At 38.1% G+C, this 23830-nt stretch carries 21 protein-coding genes, 4 pseudogenes and 2 riboswitches; of the genes and pseudogenes, 21 read left to right on the top strand and 4 right to left on the bottom strand.

The genetic code is table 11. The annotated features are described in order from the left end of the window. The first annotated feature begins 149 nt into the window (after nt 1-149). The 8 genes and pseudogenes from ACQKMR_RS19735 (at nt 150) to ACQKMR_RS19700 (ending at nt 6785) form a co-directional block, all read left to right on the top strand. A complete protein-coding gene (locus ACQKMR_RS19735) occupies nt 150-1133 on the top strand; it encodes a ketoacyl-ACP synthase III (protein ID WP_427698833.1) in 984 nt (327 codons plus the stop codon). A gap of 200 nt (nt 1134-1333) precedes the next feature. After that, nucleotides 1334-1463 (top strand): annotated as a pseudogene (locus ACQKMR_RS19730) (transposase); the annotation flags it as partial. A 116-nt stretch (nt 1464-1579) separates the two neighbouring features. Further along, on the top strand, nt 1580-2851 hold the full coding sequence (locus ACQKMR_RS19725) for an ATP-binding protein (RefSeq protein ID WP_427698832.1): 1272 nt from the start codon (nt 1580-1582) through the stop codon (nt 2849-2851). Between the two features lie 115 nt (nt 2852-2966). Continuing rightward, nucleotides 2967-4194 (top strand): annotated as a pseudogene (hmpA, locus tag ACQKMR_RS19720) (NO-inducible flavohemoprotein). 130 nt (nt 4195-4324) lie between these two features. Continuing rightward, nucleotides 4325-4720 (top strand): annotated as a pseudogene (locus tag ACQKMR_RS19715) (hypothetical protein); the annotation flags it as partial. 155 nt (nt 4721-4875) lie between these two features. Continuing rightward, entirely contained in the window at nt 4876-5079 is a 204-nt protein-coding gene (locus tag ACQKMR_RS19710) for a DNA-binding protein (RefSeq protein ID WP_427698831.1), read from the top strand. Between the two features lie 134 nt (nt 5080-5213). Beyond that, a complete protein-coding gene (locus tag ACQKMR_RS19705; RefSeq protein WP_427698830.1) occupies nt 5214-5630 on the top strand; it encodes a VOC family protein in 417 nt (138 codons plus the stop codon). A 138-nt stretch (nt 5631-5768) separates the two neighbouring features. Next, nucleotides 5769-6785, top strand: coding sequence for a LacI family DNA-binding transcriptional regulator (locus ACQKMR_RS19700; protein WP_427698829.1), 1017 nt, complete (start codon nt 5769-5771; stop codon nt 6783-6785). 120 nt (nt 6786-6905) lie between these two features. Here the strand turns inward: ACQKMR_RS19700 and ACQKMR_RS19695 are convergent, their stop codons facing one another. Together ACQKMR_RS19695 and ACQKMR_RS19690 are read right to left on the bottom strand one after the other, a co-directional pair. Next, nucleotides 6906-7298 carry a YybH family protein gene (locus ACQKMR_RS19695; RefSeq protein ID WP_427698828.1) on the bottom strand — a complete coding sequence of 131 codons (393 nt, stop codon included), beginning with the start codon at nt 7296-7298 and terminating at the stop codon, nt 6906-6908. 191 nt (nt 7299-7489) lie between these two features. Beyond that, nucleotides 7490-7618, bottom strand: a complete 129-nt coding sequence (locus ACQKMR_RS19690; protein ID WP_427698827.1) for an anti-repressor SinI family protein — start codon at nt 7616-7618, stop codon at nt 7490-7492. 18 nt (nt 7619-7636) lie between these two features. Continuing rightward, a riboswitch (cyclic di-GMP riboswitch) is annotated at nt 7637-7723 on the bottom strand. 255 nt (nt 7724-7978) lie between these two features. Here ACQKMR_RS19690 and ACQKMR_RS19685 point away from each other — a divergent pair. The 9 genes and pseudogenes from ACQKMR_RS19685 to ACQKMR_RS19645 form a co-directional block, all read left to right on the top strand. Further along, nucleotides 7979-8497 carry a DinB family protein gene (locus ACQKMR_RS19685; RefSeq protein ID WP_427698826.1) on the top strand — a complete coding sequence of 173 codons (519 nt, stop codon included), beginning with the start codon at nt 7979-7981 and terminating at the stop codon, nt 8495-8497. A 308-nt stretch (nt 8498-8805) separates the two neighbouring features. Next, on the top strand, nt 8806-9300 hold the full coding sequence (locus ACQKMR_RS19680) for a VOC family protein (protein WP_427698825.1): 495 nt from the start codon (nt 8806-8808) through the stop codon (nt 9298-9300). 208 nt (nt 9301-9508) lie between these two features. Continuing rightward, nucleotides 9509-9587: riboswitch (ZMP/ZTP riboswitch) on the top strand. Nucleotides 9588-9728: 141 nt separating this feature from the next. Next, nucleotides 9729-10928 (top strand): phosphoglycerate dehydrogenase, encoded by a 1200-nt coding sequence (locus tag ACQKMR_RS19675; RefSeq protein ID WP_427698824.1) that lies wholly within the window; start codon nt 9729-9731, stop codon nt 10926-10928. 495 nt (nt 10929-11423) lie between these two features. Then, nucleotides 11424-12485 carry a M4 family metallopeptidase gene (locus ACQKMR_RS19670; protein ID WP_427698823.1) on the top strand — a complete coding sequence of 354 codons (1062 nt, stop codon included), beginning with the start codon at nt 11424-11426 and terminating at the stop codon, nt 12483-12485. A 32-nt stretch (nt 12486-12517) separates the two neighbouring features. Beyond that, on the top strand, nt 12518-12835 hold the full coding sequence (locus tag ACQKMR_RS19665) for a protealysin inhibitor emfourin (RefSeq protein ID WP_427698822.1): 318 nt from the start codon (nt 12518-12520) through the stop codon (nt 12833-12835). A 240-nt stretch (nt 12836-13075) separates the two neighbouring features. Then, nucleotides 13076-13954: a phosphatidylinositol-specific phospholipase C/glycerophosphodiester phosphodiesterase family protein gene (locus ACQKMR_RS19660; RefSeq protein ID WP_427698821.1), complete on the top strand. Its 879-nt coding sequence runs from the start codon at nt 13076-13078 to the stop codon at nt 13952-13954. A 439-nt stretch (nt 13955-14393) separates the two neighbouring features. After that, a complete protein-coding gene (locus ACQKMR_RS19655; protein ID WP_427698820.1) occupies nt 14394-14552 on the top strand; it encodes a hypothetical protein in 159 nt (52 codons plus the stop codon). 298 nt (nt 14553-14850) lie between these two features. Continuing rightward, the gene (locus ACQKMR_RS19650; RefSeq protein WP_427698819.1) at nt 14851-15408 is read left to right on the top strand and encodes a competence protein ComK; all 558 of its coding nucleotides are present in this window, start codon (nt 14851-14853) and stop codon (nt 15406-15408) included. A gap of 280 nt (nt 15409-15688) precedes the next feature. Further along, nucleotides 15689-15880: pseudogene (locus ACQKMR_RS19645) on the top strand (IS5/IS1182 family transposase); the annotation flags it as partial. Between the two features lie 42 nt (nt 15881-15922). Here ACQKMR_RS19645 and ACQKMR_RS19640 read toward each other — a convergent pair. Next, nucleotides 15923-16234 carry a LysR substrate-binding domain-containing protein gene (locus ACQKMR_RS19640; protein WP_427698818.1) on the bottom strand — a complete coding sequence of 104 codons (312 nt, stop codon included), beginning with the start codon at nt 16232-16234 and terminating at the stop codon, nt 15923-15925. 53 nt (nt 16235-16287) lie between these two features. On the opposite strand from ACQKMR_RS19640, the gene ACQKMR_RS19635 reads away from it, so the two are divergent. The 3 genes from ACQKMR_RS19635 (at nt 16288) to ACQKMR_RS19625 (ending at nt 20346) form a co-directional block, all read left to right on the top strand. After that, nucleotides 16288-17994: a LytS/YhcK type 5TM receptor domain-containing protein gene (locus tag ACQKMR_RS19635; RefSeq protein ID WP_427698817.1), complete on the top strand. Its 1707-nt coding sequence runs from the start codon at nt 16288-16290 to the stop codon at nt 17992-17994. Between the two features lie 19 nt (nt 17995-18013). Next, nucleotides 18014-18745, top strand: coding sequence for a LytR/AlgR family response regulator transcription factor (locus tag ACQKMR_RS19630; RefSeq protein ID WP_427698816.1), 732 nt, complete (start codon nt 18014-18016; stop codon nt 18743-18745). Between the two features lie 149 nt (nt 18746-18894). After that, nucleotides 18895-20346, top strand: a complete 1452-nt coding sequence (locus ACQKMR_RS19625) for a carbon starvation CstA family protein (protein ID WP_427698815.1) — start codon at nt 18895-18897, stop codon at nt 20344-20346. 421 nt (nt 20347-20767) lie between these two features. On the opposite strand, the gene ACQKMR_RS19620 is transcribed toward ACQKMR_RS19625, so the two are convergent. Next, nucleotides 20768-21025 (bottom strand): zinc ribbon domain-containing protein, encoded by a 258-nt coding sequence (locus ACQKMR_RS19620; protein WP_427698814.1) that lies wholly within the window; start codon nt 21023-21025, stop codon nt 20768-20770. A gap of 423 nt (nt 21026-21448) precedes the next feature. Between ACQKMR_RS19620 and helD the strand changes: the two genes are divergently transcribed. Then, on the top strand, nt 21449-23788 hold the full coding sequence (gene helD / locus ACQKMR_RS19615) for an RNA polymerase recycling motor HelD (RefSeq protein WP_427698813.1): 2340 nt from the start codon (nt 21449-21451) through the stop codon (nt 23786-23788). The last annotated feature ends 42 nt before the right edge of the window (nt 23789-23830 follow it).

Here is a 23830-nt window from a genome sequence, read left to right as displayed (position 1 = left end):
GCTTTACTTTAATAATTTGGCAGACCCTTTCCTTATAGGTCTAAAGATTCAGGTTAGTTGCATAAGATTTTTTTTGCTTTATAATTAGTACCAGCTATTAATAACAAGTGATAACATTGATGTAATTCATAACACGAGGTGGTTATTCTATGTTCAAATCTAAAGCACGTATTACTGCGATAGGTTCTTATGTTCCAGAAAAAAGGTTAACAAATAAAGACTTAGAAAAAATGGTTGAAACCAATGATGAATGGATTGTTAAACGTACTGGTATTAAAGAACGAAGAATTTCACATGAAGAAGAGTTTACTAGTGATATAAGTTATAAAGCTGTAAAGGATTTAATGGAACGGTATGATAAATCGGTCGAAGATGTTGATATGATTATTGTCTGTACCTTTTCACCTGATTTCAATACTCCAAGTGTAGCTTCTTTAGTCCAAGCAAAGCTAGGTATTAAGAATACTGGAGCTATTGATTTAAACGCTGCTTGTGCAGGATTTACTTATGGGTTGCATGTAGCTAATGGATTAGTAACATCTGGTTTAAACAAGAAAATTCTTGTTATTGGAGCTGATACTTTATCTAAAATTATGGACTATGAAGATCGAGCCACTTGTATTTTATTTGGAGATGGTGGAGGAGCAGTTCTTGTAGAATATGATGAACAACAACCAAGTTTTATTTCTTCACATTTATATTCGGAAGGAGCAGGCGGAAAACATTTATATAGTACAAACCTATCGACACGTATAAATGGTGAAGACTTAAATAATAGTGGTAACCTTGTACAAAATGGACGTGAGGTTTATAAATGGGCTGTTACTACTGTTCCAAAAGGAATGCAAACTGTGATGAAAAATACTGAATTTCATTTGAATGATGTTGATTGGTTTGTTCCGCATAGTGCAAATTTAAGAATGATTGAGTCAATATGTGATAGAAGTGGTTTTCCAATTGAGCGTACATTATATAGCTTAGTGGAGTATGGAAATACTTCCTCAGCATCAATACCATTAGCTTTAGATAAAGGAGTAAGTGAAGGAAAGCTCAGTAATGGTGAGAAGATTTTATTATATGGTTTCGGTGGTGGATTAGCACAAGCAGGATTGCTTATCAATTGGACCCTATAACGCTTTTTTCTTCAACTAAAGGGTGCTTTCGTTTTATAAGGTCAACCAGTAAAATTACTGGTTGACCTTTTTTAATAGATTCTATTATATCAGCAGCAAGGGTAGGACGTACGGGTGCGTGGGACATGATTCAGTGAACTAAACTGTCCACCCTCCTTGTAGAAACATGTTTGGGGCTGGTTGGGACGTAGATCTCTTATCATCCGAAAAAACTCGTTGTACGCTGGAATCGACCCTATTGTTCACTCATCTGGTAAGTTTACGGCAACAATTAATCTTATTACTAAAAGAGGCTCGAGCAGACTACGTCATTCCCTGTATCTTGCCGTTCTGTTTCCTTATTCGATTAAAGCGCCCTTTAATTGACAATTACCATATTAAAGTCCTCCTTTTTAATGTTGTTTTCTGTATAATAGTCCTTATTGTTAATTTTTCAGGAGAATCCAATGAATTTTATTTATATTAATCAAAACATATTAGATAATCTCTTTTATATCTTAGTAAGTATATTGATTTATTCCACTATATTAGATCATGGCAAAAGATTAAATCAGTATCGCAAGGCCCTTATTACTGCTTGCATGAGCATTCCAATTATATTATGTATGAAGTTTCCTATTTATATAGATGAATACTGTGTCCATGATTTCAGGCAAATTCCTTTTATAATAGGGACACTTTATGGTGGTTGGCCTGTAGGGGCTGCCCTCTTTGTAATAATATTAACTCTTAGGTTTGCTTTTTATGGTTTCAATTTCCTTACGTTAATTGTTTATATTGTTATATTTATTATCACGGCTCTGTTTTCTTCAAAATTCAATACTTTTAATAGAAAAAATAAGCTAAATAGCTCCATACTATTAATTTTGTTTCTAGGAATCCTAACCAGCTTTATTTCACTCGTTATGTCTGATTATTTTCGAATAACGGAGGCGTATGTATTTTACTTTATTATCCTCCCTCCTTTCATTATCGTTTTGGCTGTATATATCATGGAAATTTTAAAAGATGCGATTTTAATCCGAACACAAATGATAAGGCTTGAAAAAATGGAGGTAGTCAGTCAGCTTGCTGCAAGTATTTCACATGAAGTTAGAAATCCTTTAACAGTTGTAAAGGGTTTTGTTCAACTGCTAAAGGCTCCTGATCTTACTCAAGAAGTAAAAGAACAATATATACAACATGTTGTTAGAGAGCTTAATAGTGCAGAATCAATTATTAGTGAATACTTAGCATTTGCAAAACCTGCAATCGAAAAAGTGGATAATATTTTAATAAACCGTGAAATAGGAAATATAATTGAAATGATAAAACCATTAGCTAACATGAATTTAGTCAATATATCAGAACAGTTAACTCCAGGAATTACCTGTGGGAATATTCAACATTTCAAGCAATGCTTCCTAAACCTTATTAAAAATGGTATAGAAGCTATGCCAAACGGCGGGGAACTTAGTATTGTTTCCTATGTAAAAAATTCCGACATAATTATCGAAATAAGTGACAATGGAATAGGAATGAACAAAGAACAAATAAACCGTTTTGGTGAACCTTATTACAGTTGCAAAGAAAAGGGTACAGGGTTAGGATCAATGGTAGCTGTGAAGACAATCCAAACGATGAATGGAACACTTAATATAAATAGTGTTTCGAATAAGGGAACAACTATTACAGTAACACTTCCTGTTTGTCATGAGATTATTCTAAAAAATAAGTAATGAATCTAGTTTGGTTAGTGATAGAACGGGTCAAAATATCATGTTTACTCCTCTACTGAGTGGGAATACTATTTACTGTAAATATATTCCTATGATTTGAGGGGGACATTTTAACATGCTTGATGCTAAGACCATAGAAATCGTTCAGTCAACTGCACCTGTTCTTAAGGAACATAGTAAGCCAATAGGTAAGAGATTTTATGAATTACTATTTTCAAAAGCGCCTGATTTGTATAACCTTTTTAACCAAACCAACCAAAAAAGAGGAATTCAACAGGAGGCCTTGGGGTATGCGGTCTATGCCGTCTATGCCGCAGGTGAACATATTACGAACCTTGAAGATAAAACCTGTTATTAAAAGAGTTACTGAGAAACATCGTGCCATAGGGGTCATGGCTGAACAGTATCCGGTCGTAGGTGAAACGTTGCTTCAGGCAGTAAAAGATGTGTTGGGTGACGCAGCCACAGATGAAATCATAGAGGCATGGGGAAAGGCTTATGGGTATATTGCAGATGCCTTTATTGATATTGAAAAAAACCTCTATGAGGAAACAGAACATCAGCTTGGTGGATGGGAAGGATATCGAAGCTTCAATATCGATAAAAAGATAAAAGAAAGTGATGAAGTAACTTCCTTTTATCTAAAGCCTGCAGACGGAAAACCGATTGCCTCCTATCATGCTGGGCAATACCTAACAATTAAGGCGGAAATTCCCGGCGAGAAATATACGCATATACGCCATTACAGTCTTTCGGATTCACCTGGTAAGGATTACTACCGAATCAGTGTTAAACGTGAAGATGCCCATGGAGATGCACCATCTGGAATTGTATCTAACTATCTACATAGACAGCTGCAAGTTGGAGATACGCTGCAATTCTCTGCTCCTGCAGGTGACTTCGAACTTGATAACACAGATTTACCTATCGTTCTAATTAGTGGCGGTATTGGAATTACACCATTGCTTAGCATGTTAAATACCATTATAGAAAAGCAACCACAACGTCAGGTTACGTTTATCCATGCAACAAGCAACAGCCAAACACATGCTTTTAAAGAGCATCTGCAACAAATAGCAAATGATCATCAACATATAAAATCATTTGTCGTCTATGGTTCACCAACTGAAGCCAATCGGACCTCTCAACAATTCGATAAAGAAGGATACGTGGATTTAGACTTCCTGCAATCTATCGTTCCATCAAAAGAGGCTAATTTTTATTTCTGCGGACCTATTCCTTTTATGGAAGCAATCAATGGGGCCCTAAATCAATGGAGTGTATCAACAGACCATATCCATTATGAAGTATTTAGTCCACTCGCTATTTTAGGAGAAAAATAAGTAAACTGAATTTGTTTGAATAAAAGGATCTTTGGAAGGTCCTTTTTTTATTGCCTATAAGAACAAGCTGGTTAGAACAGTTCATTTCAAAATGTAGCTTTGAAAAAAAGTTTGATCAAAAGATACACCTGAACCCGATAATCACAGGAGATCGAGGGCTGCACAGTTTCTTGCTGGTTTGGCAATCAGTGATCCCGATAAACGAATGCTTCGCGATTTTCCGGCGCTATGGGAAGTGACTAAGGATTCGAAATTTGTTACTGCTCGGCATAGTTTACAATCGATATGGAAGGTGGGGTTAGCTGGGCCAGAGCAAAGAGAAATGCTGCTCAACCATATTATTGAACGTTTCAAAAATGGAATGAACGAAAAACATTATACCTTGATTCGATACGATATAATTGTAGGTTTAAAAAAATTATACGATGAAGTCAAGGATGAGCATATTAAGGAAATAGCAATGGAATTGATTGAGTCCGAGGAAGATAGTAAATATCGAAAGAAATATTTGTCCGCCTGGAAATAAGAAAATCCGAAATCCTTTCATTATTAAGACTCGGTTCATTATAAACATCGTGACTTTATTGCGAACCTACACAAAATCAATATAAGTAAAATTAAAGGGAAGTCTTGATTTACTATTTATTAATAAAGTCATTAACAGAAGAAGGAGAAAGTATTATGAAGAATAACGAAAGCGATCTCCCGACAGGATTAGCTAAACCTGCACAACGAGCACTCGCTGGGGCTGGGTACTTGCAGCTTGAGCAGTTTACTAAGCTAAGTGAAGCAGAGGTCTTGCAGTTACATGGTATGGGACCTAAAGCATTGGAGCAAATCCGTCGTGCTCTTGCCGAGAAAGGGTTATCGTTCGCTAACGGTTAACTCTTTGTTGTACTTGTTATATAAGGATGGGAGATACTCCGGTGTCTCCTTTTTTTGTTGCGAGCAGGATTATCGAAAAAGGCATCGAATAGTAGGTTAATGAACATAAAATAAATCAAGTGAGGGTGAATTTGATGGGAGTGCAAGCAGAAAAGATCTTTGTAAACTTGCCTGTTAAAGATTTGAATGCCTCAATAGAATTTTTCACAAAAATCGGCTTTGAGATTAACGAGCAAATGACCAATGAAAATGCGACGTGTGTGGTTATCAGTGAGTCTATATATGTCATGTTATTGGTTGAAGATTACTTTAAAACGTTTACCAAGAGGGAAATTCCGGATACAGCAAAAAGTACGGAAGCAATTGTGGCATTATCGGTTAAAAGTAAGGAAGAAGTGGATGAGATCGTGAATAAAGCCCTGGATGCTGGCGGAAAGCCTTTTAATGAGTCCATCGATCATGGCTTCATGTACGGTTGGAGTTTTCAGGATATAGACGGACATCTTTGGGAGGTATTTTACATGGATGAAAGCGGATTTAATCAAAATTAAATCTAATGCAAGACACAATCCTTCACTAAGGACTGTGTCTTTTTTTGAGTTAACATGACTGCCTGCGTGTTAAAGTATAAAATAACCATTTATACTTATGATACAATATAAGGGAAAATGTAAAGGCGGGTACAAAAAGTGACGACAATTTACGATATTGCAAAAAAAGCGAATGTTTCACCAATGACTGTATCGAGAGTAATTAATAATAAAGGAAATATCAGTGAAAAGACTAGAGAAAAAGTAGAAGCTGTTATAAAAGAGTTAAACTATATACCAAATTCAGCTGCCCAAAGTTTGAATATTAAAAAAACTAAGTTACTTTCATTAATCATAACGGATATCACAAACCCCTTTTTTACAAAGGTTGCAAGAGGCGCTGCGGATAAGGCTAATCAAATGGGATATCAGCTTATTTTATGTAATACAGATGAAAACTACGAAAAAGAAAGTGAATATATCAATGCATTAATTTCAAAAAGGGTAGATGGCGTAATTATTGCTCCTACAGGCGATCAATCGACCAAAAACTTAAAGAAACTTATTAAAAACAGAATCCCATTTACATTAATAGATAGGAAAATTGAAGATGTTTCGTGTGATAGAGTACTTGGAGATAACTATGAAGGGACAAAATTACTTCTTCAGCATTTAATTGATTATGGTCATAAAAGAATAGCAATGGTTCATGGCCCACTTACGATTTCCACTTCGAAAGAGCGGTATCAGGCGTATATTGAAACGTTAAAAATTAATGATTTAAACATAGAACCCGCTTTCCTAGTAGAGACTCATTATAAACAAGAAAAGCAATGGAATGGAATTGCTCATTTGGTTAATGTTTCTCCTGCTGATCGTCCAACAGCTATTTTTGCAGCAAATAATTTCATTGCCATTAAAATTATAAAAAGTTTACGAGAAAAAAAGATTAAAGTTCCAGAAGACATTGCTGTCGTTTGCTTTGACGATTTAGAATTATTTTCAGACTTTGATCCTTTTTTGACTGTATCTTCGCAGCCTGCTTATGACTTCGGATATTTAGGAACACAATTAGTGATTGAAAGAGTAGATGAAGTCGGTCCTGCTGATTATCGAACAATAAATTTAAAGCCTGAATTGGTAATCAGAAAATCATCTGGAACTCCTATAAAATAATAGGAGTTTTTTTATTTCTAGCTCTATTAACGTCTGCTTCGGAGATTTGTACAATGAAAATCTGACCTAAAACCTAATAGAAGGTGGGATTTTTCTATTTATTCAAATTCTGTACATGAATTATTCAAGTAATTCAGCACCGTAAGAATTATCAATTATGCAACGCCAGGTACCCGTAGAATCCTTTTTAAAAACATAGGTAGCCATTCTTTCCATTGAGAACGCCGAATCAGTCTTTTGATTGGCACTCAGTAGGGCTTTTGCGACAACTAATGCCGTATCACCTGTTTCGATTATTGCCATCTTTTCTTGATTAACAATTAAACTATGATTAAAATAATCGGCGATGGCAACGAATGCCCGACGTATTTCTTCTTTTCCTTTAGCTAACGTTCCAGGTTTTACAACTAAGGTAGCATCCTCTGAATAGAAATCCATTAATTGATCGAAATCTTCATTATTTATTGCTCTGTCTGCATTCTTTATTACTTGTTCTAACTCATGATTTTGCATATTTGCCCTCCTATTCTTTATCTTATCTAGCGGTATTAATGAGTATATATACCTAGACTATGATAATAAAAATAATTACCGCAGCAACCATCCTATTCATTATCACTAAAGCTAATTATTATCTATTTTATAGTTTAATAAAGTTAAAAATATAAAATAGGCGCTAATGTGGTCAGACAGAAAGCTTAGGCCTACTGCCTACCCTCTAATAAAAATCCCCTAATTTCCTCTAACGGTATATCTACTTTGATAGCCATTTGAATGAGTTCAATCCATTCTTTATCTAATTCTTTTACTCTGTCATTTGTCTGAAGTAACATTCACTATTCCTCCGTTGAAGAGGTAGCCCAGCTATCGTAGTCAATCTGACCTTAGACCTGTTAGCTTTGCGTCCTAACCTTTCGATTTGTTTGCCGTTTACTCATTTTATTATAGTTATATATTACTATCTAGATAGTGCTAATGTTGTCGTAAATTGTAGAATGTATTTATTATTGTTTAAAAACTAAAGGTAATTGGATTGGGTAACTTTTTGAATGACAATAAAGATAAGTTGTTTAAAAGCCCATGTACTTATTCTAAAAAGATTGTGAAATACGTGAAGAGAATTTCTTATTTAAATGAAGGAAACGCCCATTTTTAATAGAATGTAAGACTTTAATAAGAGGAGGATGATCAGTTTGGAGAGAAGAGCTCTACAGGTGTCTACATTACCAGGATACGAAGAAGAAATTGGCCGGTGGCTGTGGTGTTTAGAAGATGTTCGCCGTACTCTTATAACAGAATTAACTGGGGTCAGCCAAAGTATACTCGACACAAAAAGTGATGAAAGACAAACAATTGGCTCGTTACTATATCACATTGCCTTGATCGAGGCAGATTGGTTATATGAAGAGGTCCTTGTTACTGAATGGGATTCGGAAATACGCTTGTTGTTTCCGTTAGAATGCCGTTCTGAAGATGGAGCATTAACCCACATGGAGGGACAAACTTTAGAAGAACATTTTTACCGCCTTAATAAGGTACGTGAAGTTTTTCTTTCCCACTTTCGTTCAATGGACTTAACGGATTGGCGTAAACCGAGGGTACTTGAACAATATGATGTAACACCTGAATGGGTTGTGTACCATTTGATTGAACATGAATCACATCACAGAGGGCGGATTTTCCAATCGCTTAGCAAATTACGGAATGATTAAGATGTTAATGAGAGGGAACTTTTTTTCTCTTTTGAATTAACGGACTAGCTTCAGTTAATTATCAAGTTGCAATAAGCGATGGCTTGTTTAAGAACATTAGCTTATTATTCCGCATTACCAGCTATTTCAATTGTAGTTATTCTATTAAAAGGCGCCTTTATGAAAAAAAAGAAGGTGTCCTTTTTGAATGGGGCCATATTCTTGAATAACGGATAACTCTAAGATAACTGTAACTTCTGCTTTAGGCCTAGCGAGAATAAAAAATCCTTTTTTGTTAAGACTTAGAGGACATATGGAGGTGCTTTAAAATGGGTATAAGAAAAATCACAACAAACTTGTGGTTTGATACACAAGCCGAAGAGGCTGCGAAATTTTACGTTTCTATCTTTAAAAATTCCGAGATAGGAAGAATCACACACTATGGAAAAGAAAGGCATGAAATCCAGGGGATATCAGAAGGAACAGTAATGACCGTAGAATTCCAACTGGAGGGTCAGGAATTCATAGCATTAAATGGCGGTCCGCAATTCAAATTTACAGAGGCAATATCATTTATCGTCAACTGCGAGTCACAAGCAGAATTGGACCTTTATTGGGAAAAACTCTCCGAAGGCGGAGAAGAGAAGGCACAAGTGTGCGGTTGGCTAAAAGATAAATATGGTGTTTCGTGGCAAATTATTCCTAATGCCCTAACTGAGCTGTTAAGCGACCCCAATCCAGAAAAATCAGCAAGAGTTATGAATGCAATGCTCCAAATGAAGAAAATTGACATCAAAACTTTAAAGCAAGCGTATGAGAGATAGGATTACAAAAGTATAGTAGAACCACTTTTAAAAAACTCACCGCATGTTTCTTTAGAACAGGACCGCTTCCTTAGCCAACATTCATGGTGAGTTGAACTATAGCAAAGGGAAATTCTACTAAATAATTCATCCAAAGGAACTGAAATGGAATAACCTTTAAATTGATATTGAAGTTTGTTGAATAGTTTGATAAAATAAAATAAATTAAAAGACTATGTGCAACTGGCGAAACGCGGATAACCGCGAGGGAACACATAGTGTCGTAGCCGTTCGCCTGGGCAGAGGTAAGGGATTTTTTATCCCTTGCCTCTTTCTGTTTATTAACAGAGGATAGTGAAGTTTAAAAGAATGCAGATTTTCATCGGCAAAAAACATTGTCAATATTTCGAAATTTGAGAACTATCATAACCAAAAGGGGAGCAAACAAAATGAGCACATTAACTTTAGAAAAAGTGAAAACGATCAAAACGTTAAATAATATTGCTGAAAGCGGGCTAAATGTATTCAATAAAGGCGATTTTACAATCGACAATGACAGTGAAAACCCTGATGCTGTTGTTGTTCGTAGCTTTAACATGCATACATTAGAATTCGGAGATAATTTAAAAGCAATCGCAAGGGCTGGGGCGGGTGTCAATAATATTCCGGTCGACAAATGTACAGAGCAAGGAATTGTTGTTTTTAATACACCTGGTGCTAACGCTAACGCTGTAAAAGAAATGGTACTGACAACATTAATGGCTTCATCTCGTAACCTTTTTGCCGGTGTGGCCTGGACAAAGACGTTAGAAGGTGAAGGAGAACAAATTCCAAAGCTTGTAGAAGCAGGCAAGAAACAATTCGTTGGAAAAGAAATCAAGGGGAAAACTCTGGGTGTAATCGGTTTAGGTGCGATTGGTGCACTTGTGGCGAATGATGCCCTTGATTTAGACATGGATGTAATTGGGTTTGACCCGTTCATCTCTGTCGATACAGCTTGGAACTTATCTCGCAATGTACAGCGCGCCATGACTATTGAAGAATTGTTTGCAGAATCTGATTACATTACTGTACACGTTCCATTAACTGATGATACAAGAGGAATGTTTAACCAAGAAACATTTGGCATCATGAAGCCAGGCGTTCATATTTTGAACTTCTCACGTGGTGAGCTTGTGAATGAAACGGATATGGAAGCTGCACTTGAAAGCGGGAAAGTAGGCAAGTTCATTACAGACTTCCCGAATGAAAACGTGTTGAAAATGAAAAATGTCGTTCCAATTCCGCATCTTGGTGCCTCTACACAAGAATCAGAGGAAAACTGTGCCATTATGGCAGCTCGTCAAGTGAAGGGATTTTTAGAAACGGGGAACATCAAGAACTCAGTGAATTTCCCAAATACTTCCCTTCCTTTTACAGGGAATCGTCGTGTGGCTACGTTCCACGAAAACGTTCCGAACATGGTTGGGCAAATCACACTGGCTGTATCAAGCTTTAATTTGAACATCGCTGACATGGTTAACAGAAGCCGTGGGGGATATGCGTATACGATCATTGACATTGATGGTGAAGTTAACGGCGATATCATTCCTGGCTTGGAAGAAAAAATCAAGCAAATCGCTGGCATCGTTACAACCCGTATTATTTAACCATACTTTCTTGCTCAATTGATAAATATTAGTGAAAGCCTCAATTCCTTTAAGGAGTTGAGGCTTATTTTATTTGTAGACTATTAGGTTTTGAGCTTTTTTAATTTCATGGGATTAGAGTTAGAAAAGGCATTGTCAGTATTGTTAGTTTCCGTTTTTTAACATACACATTCTTTATTAGGTGATATAGAACGGTAAGCAAATATCCATTAAAAATCCGGTCTTCAAATGAAAACCGGATTTTTAAATAAATTTAATGATGATGTTCATGACTTTCTTCTTGTTCTTTCATACCTGAGAAAGAGATTTGCAAGTAGTAGAGAATAGGAGGGAAATGAGGTAAGTGTGGCGAAAGTAATCTATAGAAATGTTTTGAAGAAATAAGAACAATAGCATTATCAAATGTTGAGGGATCGATAATCTCCTAATTACCATGAATTACGGTGAAGACTAGACGAGCTGTTCGTAAAAAAAAATCATGAAGGAGTGTCAAATATGCACAAAAAAGATTGTTCGAAGGGGAAGTGCCATTGTTTCATTGTACCTAACTACATTCTTGAGAATTTGGCACAAAATGAAGTGGAAGCAGCACGGATCAGTTTAGCGAAAAGTCGTCAAGTGCGCAGACGTAGAATCATGAAAGAATATGATATTAATGGTGTTATCGCTTTAACTGATGCAGGATCAGAACGACAAGGTGAATCTGCTCGCCATGTTTATGATTGCAGGGGAGGGACCAAACTCCGACAGAATGAGGCTAGGAAAGAAGGAGATCGATCAAGTGGGGATTCTGTAGTTAACGATGCATATGATTATAGTGGAGTTGTGCGTGACTATTTCAAGGATGTTTTACACCGTAATTCAATAGATGACCAAGGCCTTGATCTAATTCTGAACGTTCATTATGGGGATAAATTTACAAATGCCTATTGGGACGGAGATGAAATGGTATTTGGTGACGGCGATGGGGTTATTTTTAGCAATTTTGCAAAGTCACTCGATGTAATTGGACACGAACTTACACATGGTGTTACGCAGTTCACAAGTGGATTGGAGTATGAAGGCCAGTCAGGGGCTTTGAATGAACATCTCTCAGATGTGTTTGGAGTGACTATCAAACAATTTCATTTAAAGCAATCAGCACAAGATGCGGATTGGCTAATCGGTGCTGATATAATGGGACCAACACTAAAAGGACAAGCTCTCCGTTCCATGAAAGCACCAGGTACTGCATTTGACAATAAATTAATGGGTAAAGATATGCAACCTGATCATATGAGAAACTTCTATAAAGGAGAGCGAGATAATCATGGTGTCCATATCAATAGTGGGATACCAAACAAGGCTTTCTATCTTGTATCTATGGAGATCGGAACGGACAAAGCAGCTTTGATTTGGTTCAATGCGATGCAGGATTTATTTGCAACGGCTAATTTTAATCAATTCGTACAAACTGTTATCAAGGCAGCACAAAAACTTATTGATAGTGGAGAAGTTACGAAAACAGCTATAAAAACAATTGAAGATGCTTTTAAAGCGGTTGGACTGCCTGAGTAGTTATATTCTATGAATAGGAGGCTTCATTCAACATGCATATCCAATTTAACTGCATGGGGGGATTTGCCAACCTCGACTTGAATTTTCAGATAGATACAGATGAATTGCCGAAGGAGAAAAATGAGGAATTACTGAACTTAATGAAGATAGCAGACCTTCCAAATGCTAACCTAAGTAAAATGGCTGGAGCTAAAGCCCAAGGAGCGGACTCGTTTTCATACCAGCTAGATATAGTAGATGATAAGAAGAAAAAGTCCTTCTCATTCACCGACACAACAGCTCCACAGGAAGTACGACCCTTATTAGATTATTTACGGAATTTGGCCATTGAAATAAAGATGGCAGAATAACAATAAAAAAAACCTTAATCAAATTTTGAAGATAATAAGGATGGATTGAGGAAAGGTTTACCTAGATTAACCTATTAAAACAAGCGTAACTGAGCATTTCAGTTACGCTTGTTTTTGTGTAAAAGAACTATTTCATGTAAACACTTTTTTCAGATTCCGTTAAGGTTCTGTAAATACCATTGTTTTCTAAGAATAAAAAGCTACGATAGAAGTGAAATGATAAAGAGGAGGAAAATGGATATGAATAAATGGTGGCTAACGATGTCTTTAGCTGTTGCTGTTGCTATGCCCTTTTCATCAACAAATGCTTCCGCTGAACAGGTTAAGAAGGAACCTAAAGTTATAGTGCCGCTTGCAAAAGCGCACGCACACAATGATTATGAGCATGCACGTCCTCTCTATGATGCACTGGATCATGGGTTTACAAGTGTAGAAGCGGACGTCTGGCTAAAAGACGGTGAATTACTGGTAGCCCATGATGAAATCAATGTTAAACCAGAGCGGACACTTAAGTCCCTTTATTTAGATCCATTAAAAGAAGAAGTGAAGCAAAACAGAGGCTCTGTTTACAAAAATCGTGACCAGGATTTCTTACTGTGGATCGATATTAAATCCGAGGACAAAGCTACATATGAAGAAATTGATAAACAACTGGCAGAATATAAGAAAATGGTTACAAAATTTTCAAAGTCAAAGGTAAACCAAGGTGCTGTTACCGTCATTATTTCTGGAAACCGTCCGCGTAAGCTAATGGAAAATCAGAAGGTACGTTATGCTACATTCGATGGCCGAATGAGTGACCTGGGATCTGATGCACCTAATGAATTCATGCCTGTAATCAGTGACAATTGGACAAAGTATTTTACATGGGAGGGTGTTGGTAAGATGCCTCAAGCTGAACGAGAAAAGCTTGATCACATTGTCAAAACGGCGCATGCTAACGGTCAAATGGTTCGTTTCTGGGCAACTCCAGACGAAGCGTTACCAAACCGTGAAGCTGTATGGAATGAGATGCTAAAAGCAGGAGTAGACCTTGTAAACACAGATGGCCTTCCAGCCTTACAGCAATACCTGCTTGAAAATGATCCACACCCTACGAAACAGCATATTAAGTGGTAGTCAATTTATATTCTTTCAATAAACCAGACGATCCCTATCCTAGTGAAGCGGGTTATCTGGTTTATTTTTGACGCCACCTAAGCCTTACTTCTTTGCTTAAGTGGAAAAGATATTAGAAATCAATAAAAAGTCTATCAAAAAATAGGCTTTTTTGCGTTCGTGTCATATGTTCACTAAAATTTCATTTTTACTCACTTTTCACATTGCTTTTGCTTATTATTTCTAAAAATAGACACAAATTAACAACTATATGTTAAAACTGACTAACAGTTTCCATGAGGAAATCAATCAATATAGCTTTCTGATTGGGTTTTTTAAAGAGTAAGCCAATTAAGCTAGTCATTTAGTCAGAAAGATAACGAAATTTGAAAGAGATACAAACGGGAGCGGTTTTACAAAAATTGCGAAAAAAAGGATAATGGTCGAAGAGGTGAAGTAAATGGCATATCAAGAAATGAAAGTTACAACTTCAGGGAAGAGTATTACCCAATTCAGGAAGAAAAGATTAATCGCGCAGTCCAATTCTAAAACGGCTTATCAACTCCACAAACATCATGAAATCCCCTCTGAAAAGCAATCAACCAACTGGTGCTATTAAAGAGTACCTCTTCTTGGAACCAAGATGTTTCCTTGTTATCACACAACTACGACCTACATAGGGCGTCCACTATTATTTCATTTAACCAATTACAAAAACCATATCGAAAGGCTATTTAGATGGCTTTTTTTACACTTCTTTTAGGAGGTGAGAAAAATGTGAACTGAAAATAGAAAAACCCTTAGGGGGAGATAGTCCGGGAAGACAGTCACCTAAGGGCTCATGAGCAGGAGTATACCTGACTCTATTTCCAGTATACTCCCAAAAAATGAATAGTGAAATGGGAGGTGTGAATGGAATGGTCATACGAAAAAATTATTTAATGAATAGGGATACCCTTGCAATGATGGAACGGTATGATTCAAATGGGATAGAGATGACCACTATAGTGGAAGGAAAGAACACGTTCCTTGTTGCACAACCGCGCCAAGAAATCCTGAATAATACGCTAAATCACTTTGGATTGGATCTTGATGGCGGCCTTGCAGGAGCTAAATCTGTGCTTGGTGGAAAATACAGGCTGCCAGTCTGCATAAACGCCCAGCTTGGAATGGTCTGGTTCTCATCCCGCTCATTCCGAAAAAGCGGAGGGGTTTGGTTTTCCTACATCCACATTCGTGACTTAGTGGAAATGAACGATAAAGAAACTCTTGTCCATACAAACTATGGACATTGCATTCCTGTATCCTTGAGTAAAAATCAGCTCGCCTTCAAAAGGGACCAAGCATCCTATCTGCATACGACCTTTCTAGAACGCTCTTTGGGCAAAAAAACCTTTTATTATGAACCGGGAAGTGGAATTACCTTTTGTAAAGAACCTGGGGAGGTTCATTATAGGGTGAAGGGGAAAGAATAAAATCAATGAGAGGAAGACCACCAAATTGGTTGTCTACAGTTTTTTTAGGTTTTTAAAATTTGACCGTTGATTGGAACGTAGGACACTCGCTTTCCGCGGGCGGTCCGGGAGCCTCCTCGGCGCCATTGCGCCTGCGGGGTCTCCCTTGGACACGCTTTTCCCGCAGGAGTCTCGTACCTTCCGTTCCAATCAACTTTGGTTTAACATTTAGATAGAACTCCTTTTTCCTACAGTCTTTTTTGTTTTAAATATAGAAGTATTAAAACTTTAGGTGATAAGGATGCTTTCTAAACATGATTCTATTCAGCGAGATCAACTTGAAATGATTACTTTGGATCAACTGGTGCCAGCGAACCATTTGGTTCGTAAAATGGATGCAGCCATTGACTTCACTTTCATTTATGATTTGGTGAAAGATATGTATTCAGAGGTAGGTCGCCCAAGTATCGATCCAGTTATTTTAGTTAAACTGAGACCACCAAATTGGTGGTCTTTTTCATATGGAAATGATTCATCACTTGGTTTGATTTTCCAGTTTAGCTTTAATAAAATCGATCCAAGTTCTAGTAGCGTAGGAAATATAGCTGTCTTTTTTCCAAGCTATGCCGACTTGCCAATTTATATGGGGGATAAGTGGAATGACTTTGATCTTTCCTTCACTTACATCAATTTCTTCTAGGTCACTTTGAGGGAGGATGGTTATTCCTTGATTAGTGGATTGAAAACTACCTATCGGCCTAATGTAGCATGTGAAAAGTTGTGGAGAACAAGTGTATCCAGAGTATAATAAAGAAGTGCATTGTGCAGAGTACAGGCTATCAGACATCATGATTATGTAGAGTTATTGGGGGTGAAATCATTTTTGAGTTATTGATCACCATGACGGAACGGCTCGGAATGATTGTGACAATAGCTTTTATTGTTACACGTTTTCGATTTTTTCGACAAATGTTAAATGAAGATACTTTAAATAGGAAGCAACAGATAAATGCCATTTTGTTTTTTGGTGTTTTTGGAATTATAGGCACCTACACTGGGTTGACACTTAGCACGGATTTACTTGAAATTAATCGATGGGTTTCTACAGTGGGAGAAGATGAAGCCATTGCTAACTCACGGGTTATCGGAGTCGTTCTTGCCGGTTTATTTGGTGGCTGGCGCATCGGATTAGGCGCTGGCTTAGTCGCGGGTTTACACCGATTTTCCTTAGGTGGGTTCACTGCTCTGTCTTGCGGGGTGGCTACGATTATCGCAGGACTGCTTGCCGGGCTTTTTTATAAGAAAAACAAACACGTCAAACTTTCCAAGGCATTGATGATTGGGGCGTTGGCAGAGTCCATTCAGATGCTCATTATCCTCCTTGTATCTAAGCCGTTCGGGCAGGCACTTTCCCTTGTCGAACATATAGGGATTCCAATGATTATTGCCAATGGCTTAGGCAGTGCTTTGTTTTTGTTAATCATAAAAAGTGTTCTAAACGAAGAGGAAAAGGCTGCTGCCTTGCAAGCACAAAAATCATTGAGGATTGCCAGAAAGACCCTCGGGCACATGCGCCAAGGAATGAATGAACAGTCTGCAGCTGCTGTATGCCGGATATTATTTGAAGAAGTGAAGGCTAGTGCGATAGCGATCACCCATGAAACGAAAATTCTCGCCCATATCGGTTTGGGTGATGACCATCACTCGCCAGGCCGCCCTCTTCAGACCGGAATTACACGTCAGGTGATTGAGGGTGGGGAATTAATAGTAGTGGGGAAACGGGATATCCATTGCCAAGTTCCGAATTGTCCACTAGGAGCGGTTATCATAGGTCCTTTGAAAAAAGGGAACAAGACAGTTGGCACGTTAAAATTATATTTTCGTAATGAAAAAGAGATCAATAATGTAGATATAGAACTTATGTCAGGTCTAAGCATGCTGCTCAGTTATCAATTGGAAGTGTCACAGCTTGATGAAGTACATGAACTAGCGCGGGAAGCTGAGATTAGGGCACTTCAGGCACAAATCAACCCGCATTTCCTATTTAATGCCTTAAATACTATTGTTTCTTTAACGAGGGTTGATCAGACAAAAGCTAGAAAAATGCTGCTCAGTTTATCTCAATTTTTCAGACAGAACCTAGCAGGTACTACAGCGGAATGGACAACACTATCTGAAGAGCTTCAGCATCTCCAATCATATGCCAATATTGAAAAAATGAGGTTCGTCGATAAACTGCAGATTAGATATGAAGTCGATGAAGAGGCGTTAACGGCTAAAATTCCACCGCTTACCTTGCAGCCGTTAATCGAGAATGCCATCCATCATGGGTTTAAAAACAAAACGGAGAATTGTTTGATTTCTATTCAGATCAAAAATGAAGTAGATACACATATAGGGATTGTCATCCGAGATAATGGAACGGGAATAGATCCTGAACAGCTGCAACAGCTAGGTCTTGGAGTGATTGAATCCAAAAGCGGTACAGGTATAGCACTTTATAATGTGAATAAAAGACTTACGATGAAGTTAGGCGAAGAATCCGCTTTACATATTCAAAGTGAACAGGGAAAAGGGACTGAAATATCTTTAAAGATTCCAAAGTAAACAATAGGTAGGTGAGAAAATGAATTCTGTCATTCGTACACTAGTCGTAGATGATGAACGTTATAGTCGGGAGGAATTAATACATCTTTTGAAGCAGTATCCATCGATTGAAGTGATTGGTGAGGGAGAATCTGGAGAACAGGCAATCGTAAAGACGATGCAACTGCAGCCAGACGCGATCTTCCTGGACATAGAAATGCCGATCATGAATGGAATGGATGCAGCCAAGGCTTTACTGGAACTGAAAAATGTTCCGAAAATAGTCTTTGCAACCGCATATCCTCAGTTCGGAGCAGAGGCTTTTCGGTTGGATGCAGTAGACTATTTGTTAAAGCCTTATGATGAAGATCAACTGGCAGAAACGATACGCCGTCTCGAAAAGTTATGCTTGAAACAAGAAGAGAAGAAGCCGGTAAAATCTGCAGGAAGGCTGGCAGTCGAGGTGGAGGGAGAAATTCTATACCTTCATCCAAATGACATCATTTACATTTCACGTGAAGATAAATTATCAAAAATATTCACCACAGAACACGAATATGAGGTGAAAACTACTATAAAAGAGCTAGAAGAACGGTTAAAAAAGTTTCCGTTTTTCAGAATTCATAAAAGTCACTTGGTGCATTTAAATTATGTAAGGCGCCTTACTCCATGGTTTAATGGTGCTTACCAGCTTGAGCTGGAGGGTCGTGACGAAATGCTTTCAGTAAGCAGGAACTACGCAAAGGCTTTTCGAGCCACATTGGAGTTGTAATAAAGTGCAGATATTTTCTGAAAACTTTACACGTTAATTCACGATATGGACATCTTAACCTTTAAAATCGACATGATGAAAAGAATTCACTCTTTTCTGTATATTCCTCCTTTATACTACTTGTAAGCGATTACAAGGGGGTCATATAGATGTATACATTTATAGCCGGAGTCATTTTATTAATAGTCGGATATTTCACATATGGTAAGTTCATTGAAAAAATGTTTGGGGTTAAATCAGAAAGACCTACACCAGCTTACGCGAATCAGGACGGCGTCGATTATCTGCCGATGAGCACTAGTAAAAATTCATTGATACAGTTATTGAACATAGCGGGCGTTGGACCAATATTCGGTCCAATCATGGGGGCTCTATATGGTCCTGTCGCCTTTATCTGGATCGTAATTGGCTGTATCTTTGCTGGAGCGGTTCACGATTATCTTACAGGGATGATTTCAATCCGTAATCGTGGAGCACATTTACCTGAACTAGCAGGAAAGTTCCTAGGGAAAGTGATGAAGCACGTCGTAAATGCTTTTGCAATTCTGTTATTGATCTTGGTTGGTACCGTGTTTGTCACTTCACCAGCAGCATTACTTCATAACTTGATGAACGGAACAGTCAGCTTAACTCTTATCACGGTTGCCATTTTCCTTTATTATATTTTAGCTACATTATTGCCGATTGATAAAATCATCGGACGCTTTTATCCAATTTTCGGTGCCTTACTTTTAATCAGTTCTGTTGGAGTAGGTGGAGCCCTAATTTTTCAACAAGCACCAATTCCAGAATTAACACTATCTAACTTACATCCTGACAATATTCCCATCTTTCCATTATTATTTCTAACCATCTCGTGCGGAGCACTATCAGGCTTCCATGCAACACAATCGCCAATCATCTCACGTACGACTCAAAACGAACAACAAGGTCGGAAAATTTTCTATGGAATGATGATTGCAGAAGGAATTATCGCAATGATCTGGGCCGCAGCTGCCATGAGCTTATTCGATGGACCGGTTGGCTTGAACGAACTGCTTGCAACAGGCGGAACAGGACTGATTGTTAGTGAAGCAGCAACAGTAACACTTGGAGCCGTTGTCGGAACAATTGCTGTACTGGGTGTTATCGTCCTGCCAATCACTTCAGGAGATACCGCTTTCCGAAGTGCACGAATGATTATTGCCGATTATGTTAAATTTCCTCAATTGAAAATGAGCAGCCGTTTAATCATCGCTGTTCCACTGTTCATCATCTCAATTGCCTTAACACAAATCGACTTTAACATCCTATGGCGCTACTTCTCATGGGCTAACCAATCTACAGCAGTCATAGCTCTATTCGTAGGAGCCATGTACCTGTATATCGCCAAGAAAAACTACTGGGTTTCCTTACTGCCAGGAATATTCATGCTCTACACAGTCTTGGTCTATATCCTAAACGCACAAATCGGATTCAGACTATCGATGGACATCTCCTATATCATCGGAGCCATCATCAGCGTCGCGCTAGTCGCCGCCTTTTTCGTAGCAGCAAAGAAACAACGAGCAGCCAATATCCCGCTCGAAGTCGATATCTCACATTATAAGAAACCTGCTTAAGGGAAAAGCCACCGGAGGATCGGTGGCTTTTTTTGTTGGTGGTGGGGGGAAAACATAAGAGAATGGACGAATTCTTATAAAGTTACATGCTTACGTTGAATGAGAAGGGGGAGTTCTAAATAGTTGAATCGATTGAAAAATAAGGGAAAAACACACTGGGGTGAGCAGCTATAAATGCAGTAGCCATCACAGGCGAAGAAATCGGCGTTGCAGGCGGAAATTAATTATTCATTCGACCTAACCCGCAGGAGTCTCGCACTTTTTGTTCTAATCAACTTTGTTTTAAAATTTAGAAGCCTTCTCTATAAAGGAGGGCATTTACATCAATTTCCCAGACTTTTGTAATTCAACAATTTTGACTTATCAAAGTATCTAGAATGAAAACAGTAAGAAAAAAGTTAATTCGTTTTCTAATAGTTGATTAATTCCATCGCTCTAACTTTGGGATTCCTCTAGTAAAAAACTTAGCAATAAATTTAGGCATTTTCATATTTTCCATCAAATGATTTTGAACAAATTTTTGCATTTCTATCGCAGAAATATTTTGAGTGAATTCACCATTTATATAACAATGACTACAATATTTAGTGCTTTTACTACCATCTTTTTCAGTTCCTCCACCTAATTCATCTTTAGAAAGCGGCATTCCACAACTCTGACATGTTTTATATTGTTTCATTATAAATTCCTCCTACAAAAGGTTTTAATCTAAACAAATTATCTAACAAACAAAAATAAGTCAAGACAATATGAATCACATGTCATGGGATACTACGAATCAACCGTTGATGTGAATGTTGCAGCTATTATGAAAACAGGACTAGCGAAGCGTTTAGGCATTCAAAATATAAATAATCATAAAAATAACCAGTAAGCTACTCGCTCAACTGGTTATGGCTTTAAATGTTAAATTAGAGTTTAATATGACGATTTATTATGGCAACTGATGTGCAATTTACATTGATATAATTCAGTAATTGTGATAAATTAGTATAGAAACACATTTACAGATATATAAAAACAGTTTACCCCTTACTATAAGTATAAGGTAAAACTCACCTCTAGTCAACCCCTATTTTTATTTTTTGAAGGAGTGTCTGATATGAACGATGAAATTCGGCAGGAGCAAGAACGTTTGGATGAGGTGATAGAAACAATTACGAAACAAATCAGCAAAATAGAAGGAGAAACTTCAAAGCGTAAAAAAGAAGTTGTTAATATCCGTAAACACTTTTGGGATGACCTCAAGGTTAATATGGATACTTTCGATGATTACCTCGAGACCATCATTGGCTTAAGGCAGCAGGCTCAAGCCTTGTCACAAAGCGAAGGCTCCCATAGATATGCCTTCAAGAGGTTGTCAACACTGCGCCGCATGCAGGAAGTACCTTATTTCGGTCGGATCGATTTAACTGAAGAAGGGTCTTCCCTTACGGAACATATTTATATTGGGACCTCCACTCTTACTGATACAACAGGAGAAAACTTCATTGTCTACGATTGGAGGGCTCCGATTTCGAGTGTCTATTATGACTATCCTCCCGGCCCCATAGAATACTCTACTCCCGGAGGCATGATTTCTGGGATGTTGGAGAAAAAGTGGCAATATATCATCAAGGGAGGCGTTATCGAATCAATGTTCGATACGAGTCTCACCATTGGAGATGAGATACTGCAGCAGGTGCTTGGCAAGGGAACAGATAAGCATATGCACAGCATTGTGTCCACCATTCAACGGGAGCAAAATAAGATCATCCGGAACGATCGCGGACGTCTGCTTATTGTTCAAGGTGCCGCTGGCAGCGGCAAGACATCAGCTGCCCTCCAACGGATCGCTTACTTGCTCTACAAGAATCGGGAATGGCTAAAAGCCGACCAAATCATTTTATTCTCTCCTAACTCAATGTTTAATAACTACGTATCCAATGTGTTGCCCGAACTTGGCGAAGAGAATATGCAGCAGGTAACATTCCAGGAATACTTGGATCATCGTCTAACTGACTCGTTTCAAGTTGAGGATCCTTATGAGCAATTAGAATTTTTGTTGACTGCAGCGGATGATCCTTCCTATAGCACTAGGACAGCGAGTATCAAATTTAAGGCTTCAATTCGCTTCTTTGAGATAATCAAAACATACAGACAATCACTAGAACGATCTGGAATGATCTTTAGAGGTTTAAAGTTCCGGGGGGAAACGCTCGTCTCCGCCAAACAAATCTCAGAAAGGTTTTATAACACAGACACCACACTGCGTTTTCACAATAGGGTTGAAAAGTTGAAAGAGTGGTTATGTGAGATTCTTGATGAAACGGAAAAGTCTGAGTTGAAAAAACCTTGGGTCCAGGAGGAAATCGAGTACCTTAGCAAAGAAGACTATCAAAAGGTATACACCTACCTAGAGAAAAAACGCGGCCATACTGAAGATTCCTTTGACGATTATGAGAAAGAGCATAAAATGCTCACGCGTATGATTGTTCGCAAGAAATTAAAGACGTTACGCAAACGGGTAAAAGCACTTCATTTTATCAATATTAAGCAAATATACAAGCAACTTTTTGACGAACAAATACGGAGTGAACTGTGGAATGAGGGTGAAACACCTGTCGAAAGGGAAATATGTTTATCAACGCAAAAAATGCTGGACGAAGGTAAGCTGCATTACGAAGACGCGACTCCATTTTTGCTGCTGAAGGAGCTAATTGTAGGATTTCAGACGAATACTTCTATAAAATACGTGCTTGTAGACGAAGCGCAGGATTATTCTCCATTTCAATTCGAGTTTTTGAAACGGTTGTTTCCATCTGCAAGGATGACCGTGCTCGGTGACTTTAACCAGGCAATATTTGCACATGCCAGCGAACGGGTGGATTTCCAGACTCTTACCAGTTTATACGGAGTAAGTGAAACCGAGAGTATAACCTTGGATCAAAGCTACAGATCCACAAAGCAGATTATAGAATTTACACGTGAACTAGTTCCTGAAGGCCATCGAATAAAGGCATTCGACCGTGAAGGCGAGAAGCCTGTACTGACTCAAGTGTCTAGCCGTGATGAATTGCACCACAAAATCGTGGCGAAAGTCAAAGACTTTCAAAGTCGTGAGTATAATACAATCGCAATAATATGTAAATCCGCTGCGGAAAGTGCTGCTGCATACGATGCCCTTAGTATCCTCGGTGAAATTAAACTCGTACAGAAAGGCACAAATGAATATGAACAGGGTGTTGTTGTCATTCCGGCTTATTTGGCCAAGGGCATCGAATTCGATGCTGTCATTATTTATGATGCATCTTTGCAAACATACGGTGATGAGAGCCTGCGAAGATTGTTCTACACCGCATGTACCCGGGCTATGCATAACTTGCAGATTTATACGGTTGGCGAACCCAGTCCTTTCTTGCTCAACGTTGTAACGGAGAGCTTACTTCGGACCTTGGAATAACAAAGGCGGCATGTGGTAATGGATGAAAGTCATATGATTGGT

Source organism: Peribacillus sp. NPDC096540 (assembly GCF_050278525.1).
Classification (GTDB): domain Bacteria; phylum Bacillota; class Bacilli; order Bacillales; family DSM-1321; genus Peribacillus.
The sequence above is the reverse complement of the archived record's forward strand: the minus strand, read 5'-3'. Positions and strand labels throughout refer to the sequence as shown.